Source organism: Pseudomonas sp. Larv2_ips, assembly GCF_963879675.1.
Classification (GTDB): Bacteria; Pseudomonadota; Gammaproteobacteria; order Pseudomonadales; family Pseudomonadaceae; genus Aquipseudomonas.
The window spans coordinates 885,250-908,936 of record NZ_CAWOAW010000014.1; the positions used below are offsets into that span (position 1 = coordinate 885,250).

General features: G+C 59.8%; 26 protein-coding genes. 14 read left to right on the forward strand and 12 right to left on the reverse strand.

Features of this window, described 5'->3' with window-relative positions; genetic code table 11:
- Window positions 1–165: 165 nt before the first annotated feature.
- Together AACV02_RS10545 and AACV02_RS10550 are read right to left on the reverse strand one after the other, a co-directional pair.
- Entirely contained in the window at window positions 166–1,647 is a 1,482-nt protein-coding gene (locus AACV02_RS10545) for a methyl-accepting chemotaxis protein (protein ID WP_119739460.1), read from the reverse strand.
- 96 nt (window positions 1,648–1,743) lie between these two features.
- Window positions 1,744–2,550 carry a TatD family hydrolase gene (locus AACV02_RS10550; protein ID WP_119739462.1) on the reverse strand — a complete coding sequence of 269 codons (807 nt, stop codon included), beginning with the start codon at window positions 2,548–2,550 and terminating at the stop codon, window positions 1,744–1,746.
- 236 nt (window positions 2,551–2,786) lie between these two features.
- Between AACV02_RS10550 and AACV02_RS10555 the strand changes: the two genes are divergently transcribed.
- The 3 genes from AACV02_RS10555 to AACV02_RS10565 all read left to right on the forward strand — a co-directional run bounded on the left by AACV02_RS10555 (window position 2,787) and on the right by AACV02_RS10565 (window position 5,313).
- Window positions 2,787–4,208, forward strand: coding sequence for a transglycosylase SLT domain-containing protein (locus AACV02_RS10555; protein WP_119739464.1), 1,422 nt, complete (start codon window positions 2,787–2,789; stop codon window positions 4,206–4,208).
- A gap of 103 nt (window positions 4,209–4,311) precedes the next feature.
- Window positions 4,312–4,746, forward strand: coding sequence for a DoxX family protein (locus tag AACV02_RS10560; protein ID WP_106576839.1), 435 nt, complete (start codon window positions 4,312–4,314; stop codon window positions 4,744–4,746).
- A 258-nt stretch (window positions 4,747–5,004) separates the two neighbouring features.
- A complete protein-coding gene (locus AACV02_RS10565; protein WP_106576838.1) occupies window positions 5,005–5,313 on the forward strand; it encodes a hypothetical protein in 309 nt (102 codons plus the stop codon).
- 4 nt (window positions 5,314–5,317) lie between these two features.
- Here AACV02_RS10565 and AACV02_RS10570 read toward each other — a convergent pair whose 3' ends face one another.
- Genes AACV02_RS10570 through AACV02_RS10580 form a run of 3 tightly spaced genes read right to left on the reverse strand, consistent with a single transcriptional unit; the run spans window position 5,318 to window position 8,727 of the window.
- Entirely contained in the window at window positions 5,318–7,063 is a 1,746-nt protein-coding gene (locus AACV02_RS10570) for a Gldg family protein (protein WP_119739466.1), read from the reverse strand.
- 15 nt (window positions 7,064–7,078) lie between these two features.
- On the reverse strand, window positions 7,079–7,804 hold the full coding sequence (locus AACV02_RS10575; RefSeq protein WP_119739468.1) for an ABC transporter permease: 726 nt from the start codon (window positions 7,802–7,804) through the stop codon (window positions 7,079–7,081).
- On the reverse strand, window positions 7,801–8,727 hold the full coding sequence (locus AACV02_RS10580) for an ABC transporter ATP-binding protein (RefSeq protein WP_119739470.1): 927 nt from the start codon (window positions 8,725–8,727) through the stop codon (window positions 7,801–7,803). The genes AACV02_RS10575 and AACV02_RS10580 overlap by 4 nt, the downstream gene beginning before the upstream one ends.
- Before the next feature lie 240 nt (window positions 8,728–8,967).
- Here AACV02_RS10580 and AACV02_RS10585 point away from each other — a divergent pair, with 240 nt between their 5' ends.
- Together AACV02_RS10585 and greB are read left to right on the forward strand one after the other, a co-directional pair.
- Window positions 8,968–9,966 carry a hypothetical protein gene (locus tag AACV02_RS10585; protein WP_119739472.1) on the forward strand — a complete coding sequence of 333 codons (999 nt, stop codon included), beginning with the start codon at window positions 8,968–8,970 and terminating at the stop codon, window positions 9,964–9,966.
- Between the two features lie 130 nt (window positions 9,967–10,096).
- Complete coding sequence (greB, locus tag AACV02_RS10590; RefSeq protein WP_083360479.1) at window positions 10,097–10,570, forward strand: transcription elongation factor GreB; 474 nt, start codon at window positions 10,097–10,099, stop codon at window positions 10,568–10,570.
- A 45-nt stretch (window positions 10,571–10,615) separates the two neighbouring features.
- Here the strand turns inward: greB and AACV02_RS10595 are convergent, their stop codons facing one another.
- Both AACV02_RS10595 and AACV02_RS10600 read right to left on the reverse strand, forming a co-directional pair.
- The gene (locus AACV02_RS10595; RefSeq protein ID WP_119739475.1) at window positions 10,616–13,126 is read right to left on the reverse strand and encodes an ABC transporter permease; all 2,511 of its coding nucleotides are present in this window, start codon (window positions 13,124–13,126) and stop codon (window positions 10,616–10,618) included.
- Window positions 13,126–13,809 carry an ABC transporter ATP-binding protein gene (locus tag AACV02_RS10600; protein ID WP_005786391.1) on the reverse strand — a complete coding sequence of 228 codons (684 nt, stop codon included), beginning with the start codon at window positions 13,807–13,809 and terminating at the stop codon, window positions 13,126–13,128. The genes AACV02_RS10595 and AACV02_RS10600 overlap by 1 nt, the downstream gene beginning before the upstream one ends.
- A gap of 10 nt (window positions 13,810–13,819) precedes the next feature.
- On the opposite strand from AACV02_RS10600, the gene AACV02_RS10605 reads away from it, so the two are divergent.
- The 3 genes from AACV02_RS10605 to AACV02_RS10615 all read left to right on the forward strand — a co-directional run bounded on the left by AACV02_RS10605 (window position 13,820) and on the right by AACV02_RS10615 (window position 15,844).
- Window positions 13,820–14,425 (forward strand): arylesterase, encoded by a 606-nt coding sequence (locus AACV02_RS10605; protein ID WP_164487917.1) that lies wholly within the window; start codon window positions 13,820–13,822, stop codon window positions 14,423–14,425.
- A 58-nt stretch (window positions 14,426–14,483) separates the two neighbouring features.
- Window positions 14,484–14,777: a hypothetical protein gene (locus AACV02_RS10610; protein WP_016972348.1), complete on the forward strand. Its 294-nt coding sequence runs from the start codon at window positions 14,484–14,486 to the stop codon at window positions 14,775–14,777.
- 95 nt (window positions 14,778–14,872) lie between these two features.
- Complete coding sequence (locus tag AACV02_RS10615; RefSeq protein ID WP_106576831.1) at window positions 14,873–15,844, forward strand: L,D-transpeptidase family protein; 972 nt, start codon at window positions 14,873–14,875, stop codon at window positions 15,842–15,844.
- A gap of 135 nt (window positions 15,845–15,979) precedes the next feature.
- Here AACV02_RS10615 and oprI read toward each other — a convergent pair whose 3' ends face one another.
- On the reverse strand, window positions 15,980–16,231 hold the full coding sequence (gene oprI / locus AACV02_RS10620) for an outer membrane lipoprotei OprI (RefSeq protein ID WP_003172710.1): 252 nt from the start codon (window positions 16,229–16,231) through the stop codon (window positions 15,980–15,982).
- A gap of 612 nt (window positions 16,232–16,843) precedes the next feature.
- On the opposite strand from oprI, the gene AACV02_RS10625 reads away from it, so the two are divergent.
- Window positions 16,844–17,125, forward strand: a complete 282-nt coding sequence (locus AACV02_RS10625; RefSeq protein WP_003189869.1) for a GNAT family N-acetyltransferase — start codon at window positions 16,844–16,846, stop codon at window positions 17,123–17,125.
- A gap of 66 nt (window positions 17,126–17,191) precedes the next feature.
- Here the strand turns inward: AACV02_RS10625 and AACV02_RS10630 are convergent, their stop codons facing one another.
- Both AACV02_RS10630 and AACV02_RS10635 read right to left on the reverse strand, forming a co-directional pair.
- Window positions 17,192–18,268, reverse strand: coding sequence for a 3-deoxy-7-phosphoheptulonate synthase (locus AACV02_RS10630; protein ID WP_060753323.1), 1,077 nt, complete (start codon window positions 18,266–18,268; stop codon window positions 17,192–17,194).
- Window positions 18,269–18,399: 131 nt separating this feature from the next.
- Complete coding sequence (locus AACV02_RS10635) at window positions 18,400–18,834, reverse strand: PilZ domain-containing protein (protein WP_106576830.1); 435 nt, start codon at window positions 18,832–18,834, stop codon at window positions 18,400–18,402.
- On the opposite strand from AACV02_RS10635, the gene AACV02_RS10640 reads away from it, so the two are divergent.
- The 5 genes from AACV02_RS10640 (at window position 18,833) to cysB (ending at window position 22,756) form a co-directional block, all read left to right on the forward strand.
- Window positions 18,833–19,219, forward strand: coding sequence for a thioredoxin (locus tag AACV02_RS10640; protein WP_119739477.1), 387 nt, complete (start codon window positions 18,833–18,835; stop codon window positions 19,217–19,219). The genes AACV02_RS10635 and AACV02_RS10640 overlap by 2 nt on opposite strands.
- Complete coding sequence (locus AACV02_RS10645; RefSeq protein ID WP_106576828.1) at window positions 19,216–20,178, forward strand: putative 2-dehydropantoate 2-reductase; 963 nt, start codon at window positions 19,216–19,218, stop codon at window positions 20,176–20,178. Before AACV02_RS10640 ends, AACV02_RS10645 begins: the two co-directional genes overlap by 4 nt.
- Window positions 20,179–20,193: 15 nt before the next feature.
- The gene (locus tag AACV02_RS10650) at window positions 20,194–21,111 is read left to right on the forward strand and encodes a 5'-nucleotidase (RefSeq protein WP_106576827.1); all 918 of its coding nucleotides are present in this window, start codon (window positions 20,194–20,196) and stop codon (window positions 21,109–21,111) included.
- Between the two features lie 66 nt (window positions 21,112–21,177).
- On the forward strand, window positions 21,178–21,678 hold the full coding sequence (locus AACV02_RS10655) for a universal stress protein (protein ID WP_106576826.1): 501 nt from the start codon (window positions 21,178–21,180) through the stop codon (window positions 21,676–21,678).
- A 103-nt stretch (window positions 21,679–21,781) separates the two neighbouring features.
- Window positions 21,782–22,756 carry an HTH-type transcriptional regulator CysB gene (gene cysB / locus AACV02_RS10660; protein ID WP_003189876.1) on the forward strand — a complete coding sequence of 325 codons (975 nt, stop codon included), beginning with the start codon at window positions 21,782–21,784 and terminating at the stop codon, window positions 22,754–22,756.
- 5 nt (window positions 22,757–22,761) lie between these two features.
- On the opposite strand, the gene AACV02_RS10665 is transcribed toward cysB, so the two are convergent.
- Both AACV02_RS10665 and AACV02_RS10670 read right to left on the reverse strand, forming a co-directional pair.
- Entirely contained in the window at window positions 22,762–23,244 is a 483-nt protein-coding gene (locus AACV02_RS10665) for a GreA/GreB family elongation factor (protein WP_119740788.1), read from the reverse strand.
- A gap of 5 nt (window positions 23,245–23,249) precedes the next feature.
- Window positions 23,250–23,621, reverse strand: coding sequence for a hypothetical protein (locus AACV02_RS10670; RefSeq protein WP_119739479.1), 372 nt, complete (start codon window positions 23,619–23,621; stop codon window positions 23,250–23,252).
- Between the last annotated feature and the right edge of the window lie 66 nt (window positions 23,622–23,687).

Sequence of the window (23,687 nt, forward strand, 5' to 3'; positions counted from 1 at the left end):
AAATACATCGGCGGTCCCTCGCACTGAATAGTCAGGCGAGAGACTTTGAAGAGGTTCGTCAGGTAAATATGTCGGCGCTATTCGCCGGGGAGGCTAGGAGGTTTCGGCAAAATTTCGGGTAAACGCAAGGGCGATCGTAGGAGTCGGATTACAGGTTAAAAAGTCCTATAGCTTCAACTGCCCTATCGCCTTGCTCAACTCCCCGGCCAGCGTCGCCAGCTCATTGCTGGTGGTCGCTGAATCCACGGTCTGCTGCACCGTGTTTTCGGTCACATCGCGAATGCTCACCACGGCGCGGTTCATCTCTTCGGCGACATGGCTTTGCTGTTCGGCCGCCACGGCGATCTGGGTGTTGCTTTCGCGCATCTGCGCCACGGCGCCGGTGATTTCGGCGAGGGCTGCGCCGGCTTCCTGGGCTTGATGTACGCAGTCGTCGGCCTTGAACGAGCTTTCCTGCATGAAGTCCACCGCATCGCGGGTGCCGGCCTGCAGCGCCGAGACCATGCGGGTGATTTCGTCGGTGGAGCTTTGCACGCGTTTGGCCAGGTTGCGCACTTCGTCGGCGACCACGGCGAAACCACGGCCCATTTCGCCGGCGCGGGCGGCTTCGATGGCGGCGTTGAGGGCGAGCAGGTTGGTCTGTTCGGCGATGCTGTGGATTACGCCGACCACGCCGTTGATTTTCTGGCTGTCCTCGGCAAGCTTCTGGATCATCTCGGCAGTCTGTTGCACGCCGGTGGAAAGCCCGGCAATCGAACGCTGTACCCGGCTGACCACTTCCTGGCCGCTGCCGGCGAGGGTGTCGGCGGTTTGGGACAGGTCGCGAGTGGCGCCGGCGTGCTGGGCGATGTGGTAGACGGTGGCGGTCATCTCATTGATCGCGGTGGCGGCCTGATCGGTTTCGCTCTGCTGGCCGAGCATGCCGTGCTGCACCTCGTTCATGCTGCTGGCCAGGCGCGCGGCGCCATCATCCAATTGCTGCGCGGTGCGTGCCACGGTGCTGACCACCCGCTGGTAGCCGGCTTGCATGGCGTTGAAGGCGCTGGCCATCTGGCCGACTTCGTCCTTGCAGGCCAGGGGTACGCGGGCCGACAGGTCGCCGGTTTTCTCGACGTGCAGCATCACGTCCTTGAGGGTGTTGAGTTGGCTGAGCAGAAAGCGGATCAGCAGTTGCGAGGCGCCGAGCATCGCCAGCATCAGAATCAACACCGCCACCGCGTAGTTGGCGAAGCGTTCGCCGAACACTTGGCTCAGGCTGCGTCCGTAGGCCAGCACGGCGACCTGCTGGCCGTCGTCACGCGCGATCAACTCGGCGCCGATCAGCGGGTTTTCACCGAACAATGGCATGTGATTAAGCTCGACCCAACCGCTGGCAATGCCCAAGGCTGACAGATCCTGATTGGCCAGCTGTGGGACTTGTCCACGGGTAAACGTCAGCCAATGCTCGCCCTTGGGCAATGGCTTGTCGGCGGGCCAGGCACTCAACAACCGCGCCTGCGCCTGTGCCGCAGCCTGGGAGGCATCGCTGCGCGCCTGTTGCTCGAGTTGCACGGCGTAGAGCACGAGCAACAAGGTGGTGATGAAGGCGACCGCGTTGACGGCCCAGAACTTGTATTTCAGCGAGATATTGCTAAGCCAGGCACCCATGGAAGGTTTTCTCTGATAGCGGAAACAGCATTGGCAAGGTGCCATTATTGTGCCGCTACTCAGGAAGCCGGTTTTGACATGGGTCAATGCGCCGCATTAATCCACTTCAGGCAAACCAAAAAATGCGCGCGAACAGGCGGTGCTGTGTGCAGCCAAGTCTTCCAGGGTTTCGTTGCGGTGCAGGGCGACTTCGCGCAGCACTTCTGGCAGGTAGGCCGGTTCATTGCGGCCGTTTTTCGGCTTGGGTCGCAACGTGCGCGGCAGCAGGTAGGGCGCGTCGCTTTCCAGCATCAGACGGCCACGTGGGATTTCCCTGACCAGCGGGTGCAGATGCGTCCCACGGCGCTCGTCGCAGATCCAGCCGGTGATGCCGATATGCAAGTCGAGGTCGAGGTAGCTGAACAGCGCCGATTGTTCGCCGGTGAAGCAATGCACCACGGCAGCGCTCAGGTGGTCGCGGTAATCCTTGAGGATCTCCAGCAAGCGCTGGTTGGCGTCGCGCTCGTGAAGAAACACTGGCAGTTTCAACTCGACGGCGAGTGCCAGGTGTTCTTCGAGGACTTTTTCCTGTTGTGGGCGCGGGGAAAAATCGCGGTTGAAATCCAACCCGCATTCGCCCACTGCACGCACGCAGCTTTCGCTGAGCACACCCCGCAATTGCCGCGCGCTGTCGCCGTTCCAATCGCTGGCGCAGTGGGGATGAATGCCGGCGGTGCTGAACAGGCGCTGGCCGCTTTCATCGAGTTTTATGCAGAGTTCCAAAGCCTGCTCGCTGCCCTCGATACTGGTGCCGGTGAGCACCAATTGCTGCACGCCGGCGGCATAGGCACGGTCGAGAACGGCCTGGTGCCTCTCGTCGAAACTGGGGTTGGTCAGGTTGACGCCGATATCAATGAGTTGCATGGTGCTATCTCCGCCTGCGGCCGGAAAGCATATCAGAGCTGTAGATTTATAAGAAAAACGAAGAACTACAACGAGTTATAGCTGTCTTTGAACGTCGCAAGTGACATTGTGGTCGGTCGTACGCCGTCCTCCATGCCACCGTTGCGCGCCTTGCCAGCGCATAAAGCGCTCTGTTTCTGACCTCCAGCCTTTCGCCTTTCGCGAGGGTGCTGGCCAGTATTCTTTCCGGAGAGCGGATGATCCGACCCTCGGCGTTGCTTATGTTGTGCCTGACGTTGCTGCTGCCCATGGCGGCGGTCGCACGTCTGGATGGGCCGCTGGAAGTGACCAAGCCCGGCAAGGTACGCGACCTGGCGCAGATTCGCTCCAGTCGCACGCTGCGTGTGCTGGTCAATCAGAGCCGTAACAGTTCCGGTGAGGTCCAGGGCCAGGCGATCGGTGTTGAATACCATCGCCTGCGCGCCTTCGAGCAGTACCTGAACGGCCACGCCCGTGACGGGGAAGAAATCACTCTCAAAATTATTCCAAAAGCCAAGGACCAACTGCTTGGCGCGTTGGCCCGGGGTGAAGGCGACCTGGTGGCTCCCGGTGAATTGCTTGATGTGAAGGCTGCGCACAAGATCAGCACCAGCGACCCCATTGCCAGTGATGTACCGTTGTGGCTGGTTGGCGTGAAGGGCGAGCGACGCTTTACCAAGCTGGAGCAGTTGTCCGGGCGCACGCTGGCCCTGACGACCGGCAGTGCAGCGGCGGATGCGATCAATCAGGTCAACCAGCAACTGGCCCTGCACAAGCGACCGCCGGTGAAGGTGGAATGGGTCGATCCGACCCTGGCGGTGGAAGATGTATTGGAGATGGTCCAGGCCGGGATCTTCCATCTCACCATCGTCGAGAAACCCATTGCCGAACGTTGGTCGAAAATCCTGCCCAAGTTGCGCTTTGATCGGCAAGTGGCTATCAGCGAGCCGGGCGATGAGTACTGGTTTGTGCGCCAGGATGCCTCAATGCTGCGGGCCAGTATTGACCGTTTCCTCAAGACCTACCGAACCCCTTCCGACCAGGACGTGGCGTTCCAGCGTATCTACCGACGCCTGTATCAGGTGCGCAATCCATTGGCTCGGGCTGACCGCCAGCGCTTGGAAAAACTGCGCCCGGTCCTGCAAAAGCATGCCCGCGAGCAGGGCATGGACTGGTTGAACCTGGCGGCGCTGGCGTTCAAGGAGTCGGCCCTGGACCCCGGCGCGCGCAACAATGGCGGCCCGACCGGGCTGATGCAGATCACGCCTTCGGCGGCGCAGCGGGTGGGCGTCAACAATATCGAGAGTCTGGACAGTAATGTGCAAGCAGGCGCCCGGTATCTGGCGATGATCCGTCGCAAGTTCTTCGCCAGCCCCAAGCTTAACGAGCGCGAGCGTATGGCCTTCGTGCTGGCGGCTTACAACATGGGGCCGGAGCGGGTGCAGGGCATGCGGGCCGAGGCTCGGCGCCGCGGTCTGAACCCCAATCAATGGTTTTTCCAGGTCGAGCGTATTGCCATGGAGCAAGTGGGCATGGCTGGCGTCAGCTATGTTAATAGCGTGAACAAGTACTACCTGGCGTTTGATCGAGAGCGAGAGTCTCTGGAGCCGTCAGCGCCAAAACTTGCTTCGCGCAAATGATCGGATTTATAGATGATTATTAGGCGATTTTTGCGCTTTTATGATTGCCTTATCCGATTAATATAGCGGCCAACCACCCCCTACCTGGAAAAGGATTAGCACCATGAGCCCATTGATCAACCGTATCCTGTCTACCCGCGCTGGTTATGGCCTGACCATCCTGCGAATTTTTGTTGGCATCATCTTCGCTGCCCATGGTTCGCAAAAACTCTTTGGCTGGTTTGGTGGCTACGGCCTGGCGGGCACTGCGCAGTATATGGAAAGCCTTGGGCTGACTCCCGGCACCTTGATGGCGGTGCTGTCGGGCGGCACGGAATTCTTCGCCGGCCTGGCATTGATCATCGGTTTGCTGGCGCGCCCGGCGGCCTTGGGCCTGACCTTCCTGTCGCTGGTGGCAATCTTCTCGGTGCATATTCATAACGGTCTGTTCATGGCCAACAACGGTTATGAGTTTGCCCTTGCCTTGCTCGGCGGCGCTTTGGCGGTGCTGCTGGAAGGGGCGGGCAAACTGTCTGCCGACCGCGCCATCGCCCGCTGATACCCAGATAAAACCCGGAAAAAGCCCGCCCTGTGCGGGCTTTTTCGTTGCTCGGGATTCTTGACACTGCCCCACCGGCTTCTCTAGGATGCTGCTCATGCGCCGATTTAAACAGCTAATTGCGGGGCGCCACTGGGCTCGATACAGCCCGACAGAAGCATGCACTCATCGAGAGTCAGGCTTCGAAATACCGCTAAAGCGCTGGTTCGGTGTTGCCTCTCACCTGCCCGCAGACTTTTGAGGCAGAGACACGACACGATGAATGCACTTCGCCCCCTCATACGCCTGGCCCCGATCACCGCGGACCTGACTCAGCGCAATCCGAAAATCCTCCTGGGTGGCAAGCACCAGCCTACGCTGCTGCGTTACCTCGATGGCTGGCCGCGTCGCACCGGGCGGCCTTCGGCGTTCCTGATCCAGTTTGTGGAAGATGGCGACTCCCTGGCCCGATTTGCCACCAACAGTTTCGACCTTGCGGTAATTCAGGCGCCTAGCGCCGCTGATGCCGATGAAGTCATCCGTCAGCTGACGCGCATTGCCCGCCAAGGGCTGATCGCTCGTCGTTGAAGGCTTAGAGCTGGATGGCGGTCACGGCCGATCGACGTCGCCGGTTGTAAAGCGACACCATCCACGCGATAAGGCACAACAGCAGCGGTACGGCGCTGATCAGCAGCAGTTTCAGGGTTAGCTCCACTTTATGCACCGATGCGTAAGCCTCGACCTTGAGCGCCTGTAACTCCATGGGCAGTCGCAGGCGTTCCTTGTTCAGTGCCTGCAGCTGGGCATTGGTATTCACCGCTTGGGTGCCGAAGCCGGTGTCTGGCGGTTTCAGGCGTTGCCATTCGTGCTCGGTTCGCTCAAGCCGTCGTTCAAGTTCCCCCGCCTTTTGGGCGTAGGCCTGTGCAGCGACTTCGCGCATGTCTGAAAGCGGGTTGGGCGATTGGCTGGCCGTTGCACGGGGCTGAATGCTCGCGAGAACATCAGGAGCCGCCAGGTTATCCAAGGTATTCAAGATAAACGTAACGTTGCTGTTGGCGGCCGAGCTGATGACAGAGTCCATGAGTAAATCAGTGTCGGCGACCACCACCACCTGAATGTCTGCGGCCTTTTGCAAACCAGCAGACTGCCCGTCGACACCGTCTGGAAATGCGGAATAGGCGGGGCCGCTGAGGCGAGCCGCTATCACCTGGCGTTGGCCGACAGCAGACGGTTGTTCGATCAGTGAGTCGAGTGCGGTGGTTGATGCAAAGCGCGCAGCGTCCAATAGCGCAGACTGCGTGGAGCTTTGCAGCAGCGGGGTGAGCAGCGTGCGGCTTTTCCTGATGCGAGAAAGTGCGCCACTGCTCGAGACAATCACCGTATCCAGTTTCCACGCGCTGACGTCGTGCGCCGTCATCGCCTGGCGCGGCAGGCTCAACCTGGCCGGATGGAAGACGGTAGGCTTGCCAGCGCCGGGGGACGCCGACGAGGCGTAGAGATTATCCATCAGCAGCTTGTCCGCCGGCATCTGTACACCCCATGCGGCAAGCAGGCCGTCCAGCATGGGATTTGCCGGCGCGGCATCTGACATGCTCTCGCTCAGTGGGTCGAGAAAGATCATCAGTTTTCCGCCCCTGAGGACAAACTGTTCGATCGCGTACAGGGTTCGCTCTGGCAGTGCGCGCGGGTGGACGACCATCAGCGTCCCGATCGATTCAGGCACTTGGGGAATGTTCGCTTCCAGGCTTTCGAGGGTGAAGTGCTGATGCATTTTCGCCAGTAACAGCCCGCCGGACTCGTTCAACGCCAACCCTGTCAGCACGCCAATAACGGGTGGCGCTGGGTGCCCCAGTGTGTAGATCAAGTGGCTTATTTCATATTCGAGCATCGGTTCGTCATCCAGGTTGAATGCGTCGATACGTTGTGCAGCCTGGCCTGCGCGCACACCTATCAGACCGAGAAACCCGTGTGTGTCGTCCAGCCCGAACAGGCCCGCTTTATAGGCCTCTTCTGAATAAGGCCCCGGATCAATAACGTGCAAGTTAATCCTGCCCCTGGCGGCTTTTTCGAACTCCTCAAGCAGGTCTCCGACCCGTTCGCCATAGCGTTTCAACGCTTGGCTTTTTCGCGGATCATGGCGTGAGTTGAAGTAATACAAATCCAGTGGTTCCTCAAGTGAGGCGAGCAGTTGCCGGGCCTGCGGCGACAACGTATGGATTTTGTGTTGTGAAAAGTCCCAACGGATATCGGGAAGGTTGTTTACCCAGACCAGATTAAAGGCCAGAAAGAGTAATGATATGACCGTAAGTGTCATACCCGTGCGAATAGCGGATCGCATGCGGTGCTTTCCTTCTCAACGGGTTTTGTAATTGAGTGTGACTGCTGTTGCCGCAAGAAAGGCAAGGATCATGCTGACGAAGTACAGGCTGTCATGGAGTGTCAGTTTGCCGTTGTCGAGAGTGCCGAAGCGTAAGATCGGGTCAAGCGCGATCAGACTGTCTACCACCCAAATAGGCGCCTGGTGCTCAAGGGCATCCAGTGCTGAAGAAAGCATGCTGACTGTAAGCAGCAAACCGAGCGAAAGTAGGAAAATAACGATGCGCCGATGAGTCAGTGCGCAAATAAAGCATCCCACCGATAGATAACTTCCCGCGAGCAACCCGCTCGCCAGAAATTGTGAGGTGATAACGGCGTTGTCCGCAGCGCCCAGGTAGTTGGCGACAACCACCAAAGGGAAAGTCAGGGCCAAGGCAATGCCACACACGACCCATGCGGCCAGAAATTTCCCCAACACCCGTTCGACGGTCGTGATGGGCAGCGTTTTCATCATGTTGCGCATGCCAGGGTTATGTTCGTCCGACCACAGCTGCGTTGACAAGCTTGGAATCAGCAGCAGGTAGAGCCAAAGGTGTAACTGGAAAAACACCTGTAAATCAGCACCGCCTTCTTCGAGCCATGGGCTCGTATTCAACCCCAGTGCCGCGCACAGCAGTACAAACGCAGCAACACTCAGGTACGTGCCTGGCGTACGGGCATAGCTGACGAGTTGACGCTTGAAAATCACCGGCAGCAGTTTCAAAGAGATACCTCATGACTCAAATGGCGAACGACTTCGTTCAGGCGCCCTGTTTCCAGTTTCAATGACGTGATGTTCCAGCCGCGATGGGCGATAAGTGCGTTGATATGGGGATAGATGCTGTGACCGGGCAGGGCCAGAACGGTCACGGTGCCGGGTGTATGCCGGTCTTCTTCTATGCCGGCGACGCCGGGTAAGACGGCCAATGCGAGTAAATCCAGCGGGGTTTCTGCGGCCAGGGTGACGGCCCGGTAGTGTCGGGATTTGCGCTGAAACTCGGGCAGCGGCGTGTCAGCCACCAACTGGCCGCGCGCGATAACCAGTGCCCGCGTGCATAGGCTGGCCAGCTCGTCGCAATGCCGGGAGGCGATAATCACCGCCATTTCTTCGGTCAGGGACTGGACCAGTGTTCTGAATTTGATCCGTTGATTCGGCGCCAGACCCTCGGTCGGTTCATCCAGCAGAAGCAGGCTGGGTGTATGCAGGATGGCTTGCGCGATGGCTACCTTGCGCTTCAAACCTACGCAAAGCGCACCGACAGGAACGTTGAGCACACGCGACAATTCCAGGCGCATGGCTGCTCGATCCACCCGGCTGCGTTTTTCAGCGCCGCTGAACCCTCGAACGTCGGCAATGAAGTTGAGAAAGCCTTTAACGGACATCGTCTGATGGCTGAGCCCGGCCTGGAGCTGATAGCCGAGGACTTTGCGTGCTTGAAGTGGATGGGTCTGGGTGTTGAACCCATGGACGGTGATGGACCCGGAGGAGGGATTGGCGATGCCGGCGATCAAGTTCAGCAAGGTTGTTTTGCCGGCGCCGTCTTCCCCGAACAGACCAATACATTCCCGGCGCTGAGCAAACAATGAGAAGTTGTTGATTACTTTGCTTTTGCCCAAGTGCTTAGTCAGGCTGCTTATCTCGAGCATTTTTTTACCGATTAAGTTTGGCTGAGCGTATGGGACGTGCGCGTCGTGGATAGTTGAGCGTTAAAAAGGTTACGTTTAATCAATACGCTTGGGAACGCGCGGGCGAAGTTATAAGAAAAGTCCTACGTCAAGCCGGATAACTTACTGAAACAATTGCGCTGTTTCGAGAATGGTTAACGGTCGGATTCTTTATCTGGCGTTTATGTAAGGTTTGCTCTTTTGTAACGAGACCTGATTATCATGATGCTTCTACGTACTCTTGTTCTAGAACGCAGTGGCCAGGACGCGCCGGTTAACGGTGCGCTGCTCTGCGGGTTTGCTGTTGCCCAGATCGACTGCAACTTTCTCGTCTATAGCCTTGATGAAGAGACTGAGCCGGGCAACTCCAGGGTTTACATCGCCGCGTTACGGAAAAAACTCGACCGGCATTTTCTGGGCAGTGTCGAGTCCAAGGAAGACCTGCAAGTGGCTATGCAAGTCTTCAAGCAAATCCTGATGGCCGCGGCAGCCTCCGGCACTAAAGCCAGCGCAGTGAACGACAGTTCGATCGCTTTCCATTTCATTGATTTGAAAGGCTGCAAATTACCGCCGGCCAGACCGGAGGATCATCATTCGATGATCATCAAGAAGGCATTGGTAATGAAGGTGATTACCTTGGGCATGTCTGCGCCTGTCTTGCCTGCGATCGAAAGTGCTTCCTTGATCGTGCCGTCCATTCGCTTCTCGTCACAAATGATCCCGCCCGCCAGAACTTCAAGCCCACCCACGCCCGTCGAGCCGCCGGTGCTTGAGCCTGTGGTTGCTGAGGCGTTGGATATCCCCGTCGCAACTGCGCAGAAGGTAGCGCTGGCAGAGCCCGTTGCGCAGCCGGCTCAACTGGCACCGAGTGAACCCGCGCCAGTGCAGCGCTCCGTTGAAATGGAACATGCATTGATGCCTGAGCTGGACAGCACGCTGACCAATCTTGCCAAGGTCGCCCAGGACCTGACGCAACAAAAAAACGCGGTCATTGAGCGAGAAAAAGTGCTTGAGCAGTGGCAGGCCCGGCTGCAACAAAAGCAGGGCGAACTGGATGAAAAGGATCGTGAGCTGGAGCAGCACGCGACGCAATTGCAGGAGCAGCAAGCATACGTCAGCCAGAAAGCCCAGAAGCTGGCGCTGGCGATGTCGCAGGTGTCGGGTATGCGACAGCGGTTGCAGGGTGTGCTGCTTGAACTGGATCAAACCCTGGAAGGCTAGAGTTGAAGCAATGTGCTTGCTGATCTGGCTACTTTTCATAGTTCATTTATCATCACCCCTGCCAGTCGACGCCAAGGCATGATGCTGTGGCGTTTCGGCACCATTGGACATTGTCTGGGGATGCAAGCGTTTGAGTACCAAGCTGATTACCAAAGAAGGTCATGAGGCGCTAAAAAAAGAGCTGGATTATCTGTGGCGTGAAAAACGTCCGGACACCACGCGTAAAGTGACCTGGGCGGCGTCTCTGGGGGATCGCAGCGAAAACGCGGACTACCAGTACAACAAGAAGCTGCTGCGCGAAATTGACCGGCGGGTGCGCTACTTGCGCAAGCGGCTGGAAGATATGCGCGTGGTGGAATACATGCCTGAGCAGGAAGGCAAGGTATTCTTCGGCGCCTGGGTTGATATCGAAAACGAGCAGGGCGAGACCAAGCGTTTTCGTATCGTTGGCTATGACGAGATTTATGAGCGCATGGACTACATCTCCATCGACTCACCGATGGCCCGGGCGTTGCTCCGTAAGGAAGTCGACGATGAGGCCATCGTGCAAACCCCGACCGGCGAGGTGTGCTGGTGGATTACCGGTATCGAGTATGTGAAATAAACGCTGCTGGCCCGTATTCCGAATAGCGTACGGGCCATCAAGGTTTCAACCTTCGCGCAATACCGTCAGTGGGCTGGCATTCAACGCACGACGCGTGCCGAATACGCCGGCACCGCCGATCAGTACGGCACCGATCACCGGCAGCAGTAACAGCCACGGGTGAGGGTGCCAGGCCAGGTCGAACGCGTAGCGGTACAACACCCCTGTCACCAACTCCGTACCCAGCGCTGCCAGCAGGCCGCTGACTGCGCCGAGCAAGCCGAACTCGATGCGGCGTGCCTGGACCAGCAACTTGCGCTCTGCGCCCAGTGCGCGCAGCAATGCCCCCTGGCGAATGCGCTCATCCAGGGTGGCTTGCAAACCCGAAAACAGCACCGCCATGCCGGCCGCCAGAACAAACAACAATACGTATTCCACTGCCAGGGTCACTTGGGCGAGGATGCTGCGCAACTGCTCCAGCAAGGCCTCGACCTGCAGGATGGTGACGGCCGGGAACGCCCGTGACAGGTCAACGATCTGCTGATCATGGCCTGGCGCCAGGTAGAAGCTGGTCAAGTATGTTGCGGGCAGGTCCTTCAAGGTGCCCGGCTGGAAGATCATGAAGAAATTGGGCTGGAAGTTATCCCAGTTGATGGTCCGCAGGCTGGTGACCCGCGCTTCACGATTTTCTCCGCCGACGGTAAAGATCAGATGATCGTTGAGTTTGAGCTTCAGGCTTTCAGCCACCTTGGCTTCCACCGAAACCCCGGGGACCTCATCGCCCGGTTGCTGTGACCACCAGGAGCCGGCTGTCAGCACATTGCCCGGTGGCAAGTCGGCCGCCCATGTCAGGCTCAAGTCACGCTGCACCGCTCGGTCTCCGCTCGAGTCTTTGCTGACAATTTCCTGTACCGGTTCGCCATTGATGCTGATCAGCCGGCCCGGCACCACGGGGTACAACGGCGCCGATTGCGCTTGCACATCCAGGAGTCGGGCGCTGAAGGCGTCCTTGTCGGCCGGCAGGATGTTCAGGGCGAAATAGTTGGGCGCATCCTTGGGCAACTGGTTTTGCCAGGTGTCCAGCAACTCGCCACGCAGCAGGGCGATCAAGCCCATGGACAGCAGGATCAGACCAAACGCCAGCGACTGCCCGGCCGCCGCCAACGGATGACGCAGCAACTGCCCCAGGCCCAGACGCCAGGGCAGCGTGGCGCGGGCCAACAAGCGCCGCAGGCTTTGCAGCAATAACAGCAGCAAGCCGCCGAGGATCAGCGCAGCCACCACGCCGCCGCCCAGCAAGGCGAAGGTCAGCACCAGGTCGAGGCTGAGGCGCCACATAATCAGGCCGAGCGCGAATAGCGCCGCGCCATACACCATCCAGGTACTGGACGGGATCGGCAGCAGGTCACGGCGCAAAACCCGCAGCGGTGGCACACGCCCCAGCGCCGCCAGGGGCGGCAAGGCGAAGCCGGCGAGGGCGACCAGCCCGGTGCCGATGCCCGCGACCGCCGGCAGCAGCCCGCCGGGCGGCACGTCCGCCGGCAGCAAGTCGTGCAGGAAATAGAACAGACCAAACTGCGCCAGCCAGCCCAGCAGGGCGCCGGCCAGGCTTGCCGCCACGCCCAGCACGCTCAGTTGCAGGGTGAACAGCAACATCGCCTCGCGGCGCGACAGCCCAAGGCAGCGCAACAGTGCACTGGCATCGAAGCGTCGGCTGGCGAAGCGATTGGCCGACAACGCCACCGCCACGCCAGCCAGCAAGACCGCCACCAGGCTGGCCATGTTCAGGTAGCGCTCGGCCTTGCCCAACGCGCCGCCGATTTGCTGGTTGCCGTCTCGCGAATCCTGCAGGCGCTGGTTGGCGGCGAGGCCTGGCTTGACCAGGTCGCGATAGGTTTGCAGCGCCGTGCTGCCTTGAGGCGCGCGCCACAGTTCACGGTAACTCACGCGGCTGCCGGGCTGCACCACGCCGGTGGCATCGAGGTCGGCAAGGTTGATCATGACGCGGGGTGTAAGGCTGTAGAAGTTACCAGCGCGGTCTGGCTCGTAAGTCAGTATGCGCGTCAGCCGCAGGGTCTTCATGCCGACATCGATGCTGTCGCCGACTTTCAGGTCCAGCGCCGTCAGCAGCCTTGCTTCCACCCAGGCTTCACCGGGCTTGGGCCCGCCGCCTGGGGTTTCAGTGCCGAACGGTTCAGCCGCACTTTTGAGCTCGCCACGCAGCGGGTACTGCTCGTTGACCGCCTTGATGCTGGAAAGCTGAATGCCATTATCCGTGGCGATGACGCTGGAGAACTCAACGATGCGAGCATGATCCAGGCCCAGTTCGGTCCCGGATTTGATTTGCTCGGGACGGGCTGGCGAGCTGCCTTCGAGCACCAGGTCGGCGCCGAGGAACTCGGTGGCACGCAACAGCATGGCGCCATTGAGGCGTGCACCGAAGTAGCCGATGGCGGTGCTGGCCGCCACGGCCACCACCAGCGCAAAGAACAATACGCGCAACTCGCCGGCGCGGGCATCGCGCAGCAATTGACGCATGGCAAGGCTGAACAGGCGCAACAGCGGCAAACGTGCCATCAAGGCTCCAGGGGCGCGACCATCAGGCCGGCTTCAAGGCGGATCAGGCGTCGGCAACGGTGGGCCAGGCGCTCGTCGTGGGTGACGAGTACCAGGGTCGTGCCGCTTTCTTTATTAAGCTCGAACAGCAGGTCGCTGATACGTTCGCCGGTGTGGCTGTCGAGGTTGCCGGTGGGTTCGTCGGCAAACAGCACATCCGGTTCGGCGGCGAAGGCTCGGGCGATGGCAACCCGTTGTTGCTCGCCACCGGAAAGCTGGCGTGGCGAGTGGGTCAACCGTTGGCCCAATCCGACGCGCTCGAGCAGGTGTCTGGCGCGCTCGCGGGCGTCCTTGCGGCCGTCGAGTTCCAGCGGCAGCATGACGTTTTCCAGGGCATTGAGACTGTCGAGCAGCTGGAATGACTGGAACACGAAGCCCACGTGCTCGGCGCGGATGCGCGCGCGCTGGTCTTCATCCAGGGTGCTCAAGGCTTGGCCTGCCAGTGTGACTTCGCCACTGCTGGGCAAGTCGAGGCCGGCCAACAGGCCCAGGAGGGTGGATTTGCCGGAGCCGGAGCTGCCGACGATAGCCAGGCTATCGCCCTTGTTCAGTTCCAGGCTAAGTTCGTGCAGGATAGTCAGTTCACCTTCCGCGCTGGGAACCACTTTGCTAAGGTTCCGCGCGGTGAGAATGCTTGCGCCCATGGAGAATCCGATGCGAATGTGGTTTTTGAGTGCTGGCCTGGCCTTGATGTGCATGGCCCAGAACGCAGCGGCGGGTACAGTCCTGATCGTTGGCGATAGTATCAGTGCCGGTTTCGGCCTGGATACCAGCAAAGGGTGGGTGGCCTTGCTGGAGCAGCGGCTCAAGCAGGAAGGTTTTGACGACAAAGTGGTCAATGCGTCCATCAGCGGCGACACCAGCGCAGGTGGTCTCGCGCGGCTGCCGGCGGCGCTTGCAGAGCATAAGCCGGACCTGGTGATCCTCGAGCTGGGCGGTAACGATGGCCTGCGCGGCCAGCCGCCAGCGCAATTGAAACAAAATCTTGCGTCGATGATTGACCAGTCCAAGGCCGGCGGCGCCAAGGTGCTGCTGCTGGGCATGCAGCTGCCGCCCAACTACGGTCCCAAATACACCACGGCGTTTGCCGAAGTGTATGGCGCCTTGGCCAAGGAAAAAAGTATCCCGCTGGTGCCGTTTTTCCTTGAAGGTGTGGGTGGTCATCCAGAGTTGATGCAGGCCGATCAGCTGCACCCGGCGGTCGGTGCCCAGGGCAAGTTGCTGGAAAATGTCTGGCCAACGCTAAAACCGCTGCTATGACGCTTTTATACCGGCAGGCTTTCGGCTAAGGTGGCGCCCCCCCGATCTGGAGCCCCCGATGTCGCGCCCTGCCTGGTCCCTGTTCAATTACCAACTGATCGAGCCTGACGAGCAGCTGGACCTGTTCGCCTGCCAGGAAGTTCGGGTGCATCTGGTCGCACGTCAATTGGAGTTGGGCGGCTCGATCGATCGCACGCTTTGCGGGACTTTATTGCCCGCACAACCGCGTTGGTCCTCGGTCGACCGCTCGATCTTTCAAGACCAGCGACTGTGCCCCCTGTGCCGAGCCATCCTCGAATCGCAGAAGCGTGGCACACCGCCGATCTGGCCGGAGCTGCGTTTCGAGCTGTAAAGGCTTGCGCACGGTCGCAGGCCCTCTGCCTTACCCTCTGACACCCGTGTACAATCAGTTTTTTCCTACCCGTCGTTCTGCGAAGGATTTTCCGGATGTTGTCGCGCCTTTCCGTCGTTTCCTGCTGCCTGTCCCTCGCTGCGCTCTGTGCAGTCGGCTCGGCATCAGCGCTGCAGTTGCCCTTGCCGCCGCCAGGTGAAGACATTGTCGGTCAGGTTCAGGTGATCAAGGCCAAGTACGAAGACACCTTTGCCGACCTGGGCACCACCTACGACCTGGGTTATTCGGAAATGGTCGCGGCCAACCCTGGCGTCGACGCCTGGTTGCCGGGGGCGGGCACGGAGATCGTGCTGCCGACGCGTTTCATCCTGCCGCCGGGTCCTCGTGAAGGCATTGTGATCAACCTGGCGGAATACCGGCTTTACTATTACCCCAAGGGCCAGAATGTGGTTTACACGTTCCCCTTGGGCATCGGCCGTGAAGGCTGGGGGTCGCCGGTCGCGCACACCACCATCACCGGCAAGATCCCCAACCCGACCTGGACGCCGCCCGCGTCGATCAAGGCCGAGCACGCTGCCAATGGTGACCCGCTGCCTAACGTGGTGCCTGCCGGTCCGGACAACCCACTGGGCCCGTTCAAGTTCACCTTGGGCACGCCGGGTTACTTGATTCACGGTTCCAACATGAAATTTGGTATCGGCACGCGTACAAGCCACGGCTGCTTCCGCATGTTCAACAACAATGTGCTGGAAATGGCCGACATGGTGCCGGTCGGCACATCGGTGCGCATCATCAATGATGCCTACAAGTTCGGCAGCAGCGGCGGCAAGGTCTACCTTGAGGCGCATACACCGCTGAACGATGACGGCACGCCGTCCGTGGTCGACAAGCACACGGCGGTCATCAATGCCCTGCTCAAGCGCGAAGACCTGGCCAATAACCTGCGGGTGAACTGGGATCAGGTGCGCGATGTGGTGGCGGCCGAAGACGGTCTGCCAACGGAGATTGGTGTACCGGGCGCCAATGCGCCAGTGGCGTCCAGTACGCCGGTCGATCTGCAGCAGTAAGCCTGCTCGACCCCAGGCCCGCCTCAGCCTTGCGCTGCGGCGGGCTTTTTATTGCGTGGGTTTTCGGGGCCGAATCCCAGGCAATAAAAAGCCGACCCAAGAATGGATCGGCTTGATAACAACCCCGAAGGATTATTACTTGCGGCTTGCTTTTTCAAGCATGCGCAGAGCGCGCTCGTTAGCTTCGTCAGCAGTCTGTTGTGCTTTTTGAGCAGCAGCCAGAGCTTCATCAGCTTTACGGTAGGCTTCGTCTGCACGAGCCTGGGAGCGAGCTGCTGCGTCTTCAGTTGCAGTCAGACGAGCTTCGGTTTCTTTGGAGACGCTGCTGCAACCGGTAGCCAGAACTGCGGCCAGAGCCAGAGCAGAGAATTTCAGAACGTTGTTCATCGTGTTCCCCTTCAAGGACTTTCTATTAAATGGCTACTTTCTCAGAGTGAGCGGATAGCCGGCGTACATACTACTCATTACTTGTAGTAAGTAAACTGACGTAGCGCAAGAAGCAAAAAAAATTCTTGCGCCGAATCTGTTTTGGCTAATCTTTGGGAGGATTGTATAAAAAGCCTCCAGATTTTTTCATTTCCCTGGGAACTCGATCCAGGCTGAGAGGTCCGGCCCGCATGTGCCGGGTCCGGTAAACAGGCAAAGATTTATATATCGACGTTGACACTTTTTTTCAGTTGGCCGTTACCGCCTCGTGCATCTTTTGCGTATGTAGAGGTGACTTTAAGAGCGGCAGTTCGTCTCAAGATTCAACTGCCGGCAATGTTCAGGCTATCGATCACTCATTGATCGAGGCCCTTTCTGTAACCGCCAGCGGCAAGGGATGACGAGTGCGCCTTGAGCTATTGCAGCATTGGTGACTACTATTCCCTACGTGCTGGTTGTGAGCGCTATAGGTTTTCTCGTTGTCGAAACCGGCACGGGGTGGCGTAGATGTTCCTTCGCCGGAAAAACATCGGTAAGGTAGGGGTCAAAATCCAAGACCCGCGAGGAGTAGTGATGAGCGAGGCGTTGTCCATCCACCATGACCAGGCAGGTCATCAGTTCGAGACCAATGTGGACGGTCATCGTGCCTATCTGACCTATATGGACCTCGGTAAACAGACCCTGGATATCTATCGCACCTTCGTGCCCAACGCGTTGCGGGGCCGTGGCATTGCTGCGGCGTTGACCGAAGAAGCGTTGAAGTTCGCCGAAGAGGCCGGCTACACGGTGATCCCCTCGTGCTCTTATGTAGAGCGATACATGGAGCGCCACCAGCGCCATGCCGCGAAGCTGTAACTGAGCGACCGCACCACGAAAAACGCCGGGCTAAGCCCGGCGTTTTTGTGTGCGCAATTCAGCGTTTCAAGTGCGTTTGCGTTTCGGCAATACGTCCTTGAGCTTGGCGTGCATGCTGCGCAGGGTGGTTTCGGTGGCGGACCAGTCGATGCAGGCATCGGTGATCGACACGCCGTACTGCAAGTCGGCCAGGTCTTTTGGAATGGCCTGGCAACCCCAGTTCAGATGGCTCTCGACCATCAGGCCGATAATCGACTGGTTGCCTTCGAGGATCTGGTTGGCGACGTTTTCCATTACCAGCGGCTGCAGGGCCGGGTCCTTGTTGGAGTTGGCGTGGCTGCAGTCGACCATGATGTTCGGCTTGATCTTGGCCTTGTTCAGCGCCTGCTCGCACAGCGCAACGCTGACCGAATCATAGTTGGGCTTGCCGTTGCCGCCGCGCAGGACCACGTGCCCGTAGGCATTGCCCTTGGTGGTGACGATGGACACGCCACCTTCCTGGTTGATCCCCAGGAAGCGGTGCGGGCTGGACACCGATTGCAGCGCATTGATCGCGACGGTCAGGCCGCCATCGGTGCCGTTTTTGAAACCGACGGCCGAAGACAGCCCGGACGCCATTTCGCGGTGAGTCTGGGATTCGGTGGTGCGCGCGCCGATGGCCGACCAGCTGATCAGGTCCTGCAGGTACTGCGGGGAGATCGGGTCGAGGGCTTCGGTGGCGGTGGGCAGGCCCATTTCAGCCAGGTCCAGCAGCAATTGACGACCAATGTGCAAGCCGTCCTGAATCTTGAACGAGTCATCCAGGTACGGGTCGTTGATCAAACCTTTCCAGCCGACGGTAGTGCGCGGTTTTTCGAAGTAGACGCGCATCACCAGGTACAAGGTGTCGGACACTTCAGCCGCCAGCACTTTGAGGCGCTCGGCGTATTCGTGGGCAGCCTTGAGGTCGTGGATCGAGCAAGGGCCGATCACCACAAAGAGGCGGTGGTCGGTGCCGTCGAGAATGTCACGGATGACTTCGCGGCCCTTGGTGACGGTCTGCAGGGCAGCGTCGCTCAGAGGGATTTCGCGCTTGAGCTGATCGGGCGTGATCAGGGTCTCGTTGGATTCGACGTTAAGGTCGTTGATCGGTAAATCAGCCATCGTGTTACTCGTCAGGGTCACGGGTGCCGGCCGCCAGCCATCCCCGTGCGGCGGAGCACAGCATGATTTGAATGCAGGGGGGAGGAACCTTAGCGCGTAACACGGGCCCGCGACAATGGGCAAAACCGGCTTTAATCCAGCGCCGGCGCCACAAAAGTCTCGCGGGAGAACTCACCGGCATGACGCGAGACCCACTCGCGAGCCATGGCTTCGAGTTGCGCAGGTGTCGGCTCGGCGTCTTCATGCAAGCGGCAGTAGCGTTCGATCTGGCACACTTGCTCGCCCATTCGCGCACCGAACAATGCGTGCTCATCGGTAAAAGAGATGCCGATGCGATAGCCTTTTTCGAGCTTGCGGCACCAGGCTACATAGCCCGGATAACGGGCGCTGGCGCCCAGGGAAGGGATGCGCAGATCAACCGCCGTGCCCTGGCGCCAGGCACGCGGGCAATTGCAGGCGACGCCGCCCAGGCCGATAGTGTGCAGGCGTTGGCGGGGAATGGCGGGAGCGGGGCGTTGGATTAACTCGACAGCGACATCATCAGGGTGAGGTAAAAAACGACCCATGTACACGGACTCCGAGCACCGTCCAGTTGACGGCGGTGGCAGCAGTATAGTGAAGGAACTGGAATTGACCGACCTGGATATTGACCAGCAACTGCTGGGATTGCCAGGTATTTCGCTGGTGGTATTTACCAGTGTCGGTTGTTCCAGTTGCCGCTGGGCACGTCAGCAGCTGCCGGGCTGGCGTTTGCCGGTCGACCGCGTGTGCTGGGTGGATGCCGGGCACAACGGCGGTGCGGTCGAGCGCTATCAGATCTTTCATTTACCTGCCTTGTTCCTCGTGTGCGAGGGTCAATTCCTTGGGCAGTTACACACCCGTCTTGCACTTGCCGACCTTACCGAGGCAGTGAATCAAGCACTCACCCGCACACCAGAGGATTTGCCATGACCGCAGTTGCATCCCCGTCACCACGCATTGGCATTATCGGCACCGGTGCTATCGGTGGGTTCTACGGCGTGATGCTGGCGCGTGCCGGGTTCGACGTGCACTTCCTGTTGCGCAGCGAATACGCGGCGGTCAGCGAGCACGGCCTGCACCTCAACAGTACGCTGCATGGCAAGTTGCACCTGCACCCGGTGCAGGCCTACGCCCGCGCTGCGGATATGCCGGCGTGCGACTGGCTGCTGGTGGGCACCAAATCCACCGGCAATGTGGACCTCGCGCCGACCATCGCCCAGGTCGCTGCCCCGGACGCCAGGGTGGTGCTGTTGCAAAATGGCCTCGACGTCGAGGACAGCCTGCGCGAACACCTGCCGCCGTCGCTGCACTTGCTGGGTGGCCTGTGCTACATCGGCGTGCACCGCTCTGCGCCGGGCGTAGTCGAGCATCAGGCCTTGGGCCGGGTCAATCTTGGTTACCACAGCGGCACCGCGGCCAACGATGAATCGCGCCAGCGGGCGATTGTCGAAGAGGGCGCCGCGCTGTTTCACCAGGCCGGTATCGAATCCCAGGCCATGGCCAATGTGCACCAGGCCCGCTGGCACAAGCTGGTGTGGAATGTGCCGTATAACGGCCTCTCCGTGTTGCTGGGCACTGGCACCACCGCGCTGATGGCCGATGAATCGAGCCGCGAGTTGATCCAGGCATTGATGGCTGAAGTGGTCAAAGGCGCGCACGCCTGCGGCCATGAAATCCCTGCCAGTTACGCCGAGCAGATGTTCGCCATGACCGAAACCATGGACGACTACCTGCCCAGCATGTATCACGACCATGTGCACAAACGTCCGCTGGAATTGGCGGCGATCTACGCCCGGCCATTGGCCGCGGCAAAAGCGGCGGGCTGCGAATTGCCACGCATGCAGGCGCTATACCAGGCCTTGAGTTTTATTGATCGGCACAACCGCTGATTCGGGGGAAACACCATGGCGAAGGGATTGGGCGACAAACTGGTGCTGGCGATTTCGTCGCGCGCACTGTTCGACCTGAGTGACAGTCACAAGGTCTACCTGGCCGAAGGGGTAGAGGCTTATCGCAAGTACCAGATCGAGCACGAGGAAGAAACCCTCGAGCCCGGCGACGCCTTCCCTTTGGTCAAGAAGCTCTTGAGCCTCAACGCCAGCCTGGGCCGTGCCCGCGTCGAAGTGGTGCTGGTGTCGCGCAACAGTGCCGACACCGGCTTGCGCGTGTTCAATTCGATCCAGCATTACGGCCTGGATATTTCCCGCGCCGCGTTCGTCGGCGGGCGCAGTCCCTATCCTTACCTGGCCGCATTTGGTTGCCACCTGTTTCTGTCGACCCATCCCGACGATGTGCGCAGTGCACTGGATGCCGGCTTTGCCGCGGCGACAATTCTGTCGGGCGGCCCGCATCGGGCCTCAAGTGAAGAATTGCGGATTGCGTTCGACGGTGATGCGGTGCTGTTTTCCGATGAGTCCGAGCGTGTCTATCAGTCAGGCGGGCTGGAGGCATTTCTGGCCAGCGAGCGCGAGTCGGCGCGCCAGCCGTTGCACGGTGGTCCGTTCAAGGGGTTCCTGGCGGCGCTTAACGTGTTGCAGAGCGAGTTCGCAGACGAGGCGTGCCCGATTCGCACAGCGTTGGTCACCGCGCGTTCGGCGCCGTCCCACGAGCGGGTGATTCGCACCCTGCGCGAATGGGATATCCGCCTGGACGAGTCGTTGTTCCTCGGTGGTCTGGAGAAATCCGCGTTTCTGGAGGCGTTCGCCGCCGATGTGTTTTTCGATGACCAGGCCGGTCATTGCGAGAAGGCCAGGGAAGTGGTGGCCACCGGGCATGTGCCCCATGGCATCAGCAATGAGTTGAAAATCCACACCGAGAGCTGAGCCCCAGTCCCGCAGGCGCTGCTAAGCTCATTCAATCCCCGCCATCCTGGCCGTCCAGGAGGTTCTATGATTCGTTCGATGCTGTACGCCACGGACCTCGGTCTGTATGCGCCCTATGTCATGCAGCATGCGCTGGCACTGGCCCGAACGTTCAAGGCGGATTTGTATGTGATTCATGTGGTCGAGCCGATCGGGCTGTTCGCCGAATCGGTGCTGCAAAGCTACCTGGATGAGAAAGCCCTGAGCGAATGGCAGAGCCAGGGGCTGACCACGGTGATGGCAACCATCGAGCAGCGGGTGCTGGACAGTTTTCGCGAGGAGCTCGGGGAAGGGGAGCAGGACCTGAAATTGATTCGCTCGGTGCGCGTGATCCAGGGGGACCCGTGCGAGGTCATTCTCGACCAGCTGCAAAAACTTTCCGTCGACTTGTTGATCGTAGGAAGTCACAGCCACGCAACGGCCGCTGCCACGCCGCTTGGGCGCACGGCCGCCAGGGTGCTGCAGTTGGCGACAGTGCCGGTTTATATGGTGCCGTCGCTGCAGCGCCGACGCAGTGACGATGCCTGATCGGTAAAAACGATAAAAAGTTCTAGATTTATGCATCTAACCTTTAATATAGTTATATACCGTCGCTGATACCCGTGGCGTCTATCTGCTTTGAGGGACACATATGAAGCTTCAACAACTGCGCTACATCTGGGAAGTGGCGCACCACGACCTCAACGTTTCCGCTACCGCTCAAAGCCTTTACACCTCGCAACCCGGTATCAGCAAGCAGATCCGCCTGCTCGAAGACGAGCTGGGCGTCGAAGTGTTCGCGCGCAGCGGCAAGCACTTGACCCGCGTCACCCCGGCCGGCGAGCGCATCATCACCACCGCCGGCGAGATCCTGCGTAAAGTCGAAAGCATCAAGCAGATCGCCCAGGAATTCTCCAACGAGAAAAAAGGCACCCTGTCGATCGCCACCACGCACACCCAGGCGCGTTATGCCTTGCCGCCGGTGATCCGCGATTTCATCAAGCAATACCCGGACGTCGCCCTGCACATGCACCAGGGTTCGCCGATGCAGATCGCCGAGATGGCCGCTGACGGCACCGTCGATTTCGCCATCGCCACCGAAGCCCTCGAGCTGTTCGGCGACCTGGTGATGATGCCGTGCTACCGCTGGAACCGTTGCGTGGTCGTGCCCCAGGGTCACCCATTGGCCAAGCTGCCGAAGTTGACCCTCGAAGCCCTGGCCGAATACCCGATCGTGACGTACGTGTTCGGTTTCACCGGCCGCTCCAAGCTCGACGAAGCCTTCAGCCATCGCGGCCTTACGCCGAAAGTAGTGTTTACCGCAGCCGACGCCGACGTGATCAAGACTTACGTCCGACTGGGCCTGGGCGTGGGTATCGTGGCCAAGATGGCGGTCGATACCAACCTCGACAAAGACCTGGTGGTGCTCGACGCCAGTGAGCTGTTCGAGTCCAGCGTGACCAAGATCGGTTTCCGTCGTGGCACGTTCCTGCGTGGCTTCATGTGCGATTTCATCGAGAAATTCGCGCCGCACCTGACCCGCGAAGTCATGGCCAAGGCGATCCAGTGCCACAACAAGCAAGAACTGGAAGAGCTGTTTGACGGCGTAGAACTGCCCGTCCACTGAGTGGCTTATCGGGCCTCGGTAACCGTGAAGTGTTGCCGGGCGCCCGCCACCAGAATCTCCACCTCATCCCCTTCGAACTTGCCCAGCAGGCTGTTGCCCAGCGGCGAGCGTGGGGTGATGACGGTCACCGGTTGGCCCACCACGTCGACCTTCAAGCCCGCCGCATCCGGCGCCAGGAACAGCCACTGCTGGCGACCGTTCTCGTCTTCCAAACCCAGCAGCGCACCGACTTCTATGCCGCGTTGATCATCGTAAGCACGCAACTGCAGGTTCTGGCACAGCGCGAGCGATTGCTTGATTTCTTCGACGCGCTTGGCTTGCCCGGCCGCGAGGTAAGACGCTTCCAGCCCCAGCGTGTCGTACTTGTTCTCGGCGATGTTCTCTTCGTGGGTCGCGGTCTCGTAGGCGGTCTGCGCGGCGCGCTGGGCAATGTCGAGGTCGACGGTGAGTTTTTCCAGGATCAACTGGAGGACGGCGTGCTTATTCATGGGCATCAATCGCAGAATTGCAGGACATTCGCCTTGCTCTTTTCATTGGGCGCGTTCTGGTCCTGTTGCAGCCAGAACTGGCATTTGGGGTTGGACAGGTTGCGCGCGTTGTTGCGCGCCTGGTCCAGGGTTTGCTGTTGTTCCTGCTTGCGAAGGTTTTCCTGGTACTGCTCGAACATACGGTTCGGCGGTTCTGGCGCAACAACGGTGGCGGGCTTGCCCAGTTGCTGAACGGCCTGAGCCACCGGCGCCAGGCTTTGCGGGAACACGTAGCGCGACGCCAGCCAGGTGGTCAGCACAATGGCAATAAAGCCCAGCCACAGGCCGAACGCCACTGCGATACTGAGCTTGAACAGCGACAACGAGCGATCAGACATAGTGGCCTCCTGGCGGGCATTTGCGGCGTGGCGGCGATTGTCGCACAGCCACTGTGCAGAATAATC

Coding starts and splice junctions, on each gene's coding strand:
- AACV02_RS10545 (WP_119739460.1), bottom strand. CDS start 1,647: ATGGGTGCCTGGCTTAGCAATATCTCGCTGAAATACAAGTTCTGGGCC.
- AACV02_RS10550 (WP_119739462.1), bottom strand. CDS start 2,550: ATGCAACTCATTGATATCGGCGTCAACCTGACCAACCCCAGTTTCGAC.
- AACV02_RS10555 (WP_119739464.1), top strand. CDS start 2,787: ATGATCCGACCCTCGGCGTTGCTTATGTTGTGCCTGACGTTGCTGCTG.
- AACV02_RS10560 (WP_106576839.1), top strand. CDS start 4,312: ATGAGCCCATTGATCAACCGTATCCTGTCTACCCGCGCTGGTTATGGC.
- AACV02_RS10565 (WP_106576838.1), top strand. CDS start 5,005: ATGAATGCACTTCGCCCCCTCATACGCCTGGCCCCGATCACCGCGGAC.
- AACV02_RS10570 (WP_119739466.1), bottom strand. CDS start 7,063: ATGCGATCCGCTATTCGCACGGGTATGACACTTACGGTCATATCATTA.
- AACV02_RS10580 (WP_119739470.1), bottom strand. CDS start 8,727: ATGCTCGAGATAAGCAGCCTGACTAAGCACTTGGGCAAAAGCAAAGTA.
- AACV02_RS10585 (WP_119739472.1), top strand. CDS start 8,968: ATGATGCTTCTACGTACTCTTGTTCTAGAACGCAGTGGCCAGGACGCG.
- AACV02_RS10595 (WP_119739475.1), bottom strand. CDS start 13,126: ATGGCACGTTTGCCGCTGTTGCGCCTGTTCAGCCTTGCCATGCGTCAA.
- AACV02_RS10600 (WP_005786391.1), bottom strand. CDS start 13,809: ATGGGCGCAAGCATTCTCACCGCGCGGAACCTTAGCAAAGTGGTTCCC.
- AACV02_RS10605 (WP_164487917.1), top strand. CDS start 13,820: ATGCGAATGTGGTTTTTGAGTGCTGGCCTGGCCTTGATGTGCATGGCC.
- AACV02_RS10610 (WP_016972348.1), top strand. CDS start 14,484: ATGTCGCGCCCTGCCTGGTCCCTGTTCAATTACCAACTGATCGAGCCT.
- AACV02_RS10615 (WP_106576831.1), top strand. CDS start 14,873: ATGTTGTCGCGCCTTTCCGTCGTTTCCTGCTGCCTGTCCCTCGCTGCG.
- oprI (WP_003172710.1), bottom strand. CDS start 16,231: ATGAACAACGTTCTGAAATTCTCTGCTCTGGCTCTGGCCGCAGTTCTG.
- AACV02_RS10625 (WP_003189869.1), top strand. CDS start 16,844: ATGAGCGAGGCGTTGTCCATCCACCATGACCAGGCAGGTCATCAGTTC.
- AACV02_RS10630 (WP_060753323.1), bottom strand. CDS start 18,268: ATGGCTGATTTACCGATCAACGACCTTAACGTCGAATCCAACGAGACC.
- AACV02_RS10640 (WP_119739477.1), top strand. CDS start 18,833: ATGTACACGGACTCCGAGCACCGTCCAGTTGACGGCGGTGGCAGCAGT.
- AACV02_RS10635 (WP_106576830.1), bottom strand. CDS start 18,834: ATGGGTCGTTTTTTACCTCACCCTGATGATGTCGCTGTCGAGTTAATC.
- AACV02_RS10645 (WP_106576828.1), top strand. CDS start 19,216: ATGACCGCAGTTGCATCCCCGTCACCACGCATTGGCATTATCGGCACC.
- AACV02_RS10650 (WP_106576827.1), top strand. CDS start 20,194: ATGGCGAAGGGATTGGGCGACAAACTGGTGCTGGCGATTTCGTCGCGC.
- AACV02_RS10655 (WP_106576826.1), top strand. CDS start 21,178: ATGATTCGTTCGATGCTGTACGCCACGGACCTCGGTCTGTATGCGCCC.
- cysB (WP_003189876.1), top strand. CDS start 21,782: ATGAAGCTTCAACAACTGCGCTACATCTGGGAAGTGGCGCACCACGAC.
- AACV02_RS10665 (WP_119740788.1), bottom strand. CDS start 23,244: ATGAATAAGCACGCCGTCCTCCAGTTGATCCTGGAAAAACTCACCGTC.
- AACV02_RS10670 (WP_119739479.1), bottom strand. CDS start 23,621: ATGTCTGATCGCTCGTTGTCGCTGTTCAAGCTCAGTATCGCAGTGGCG.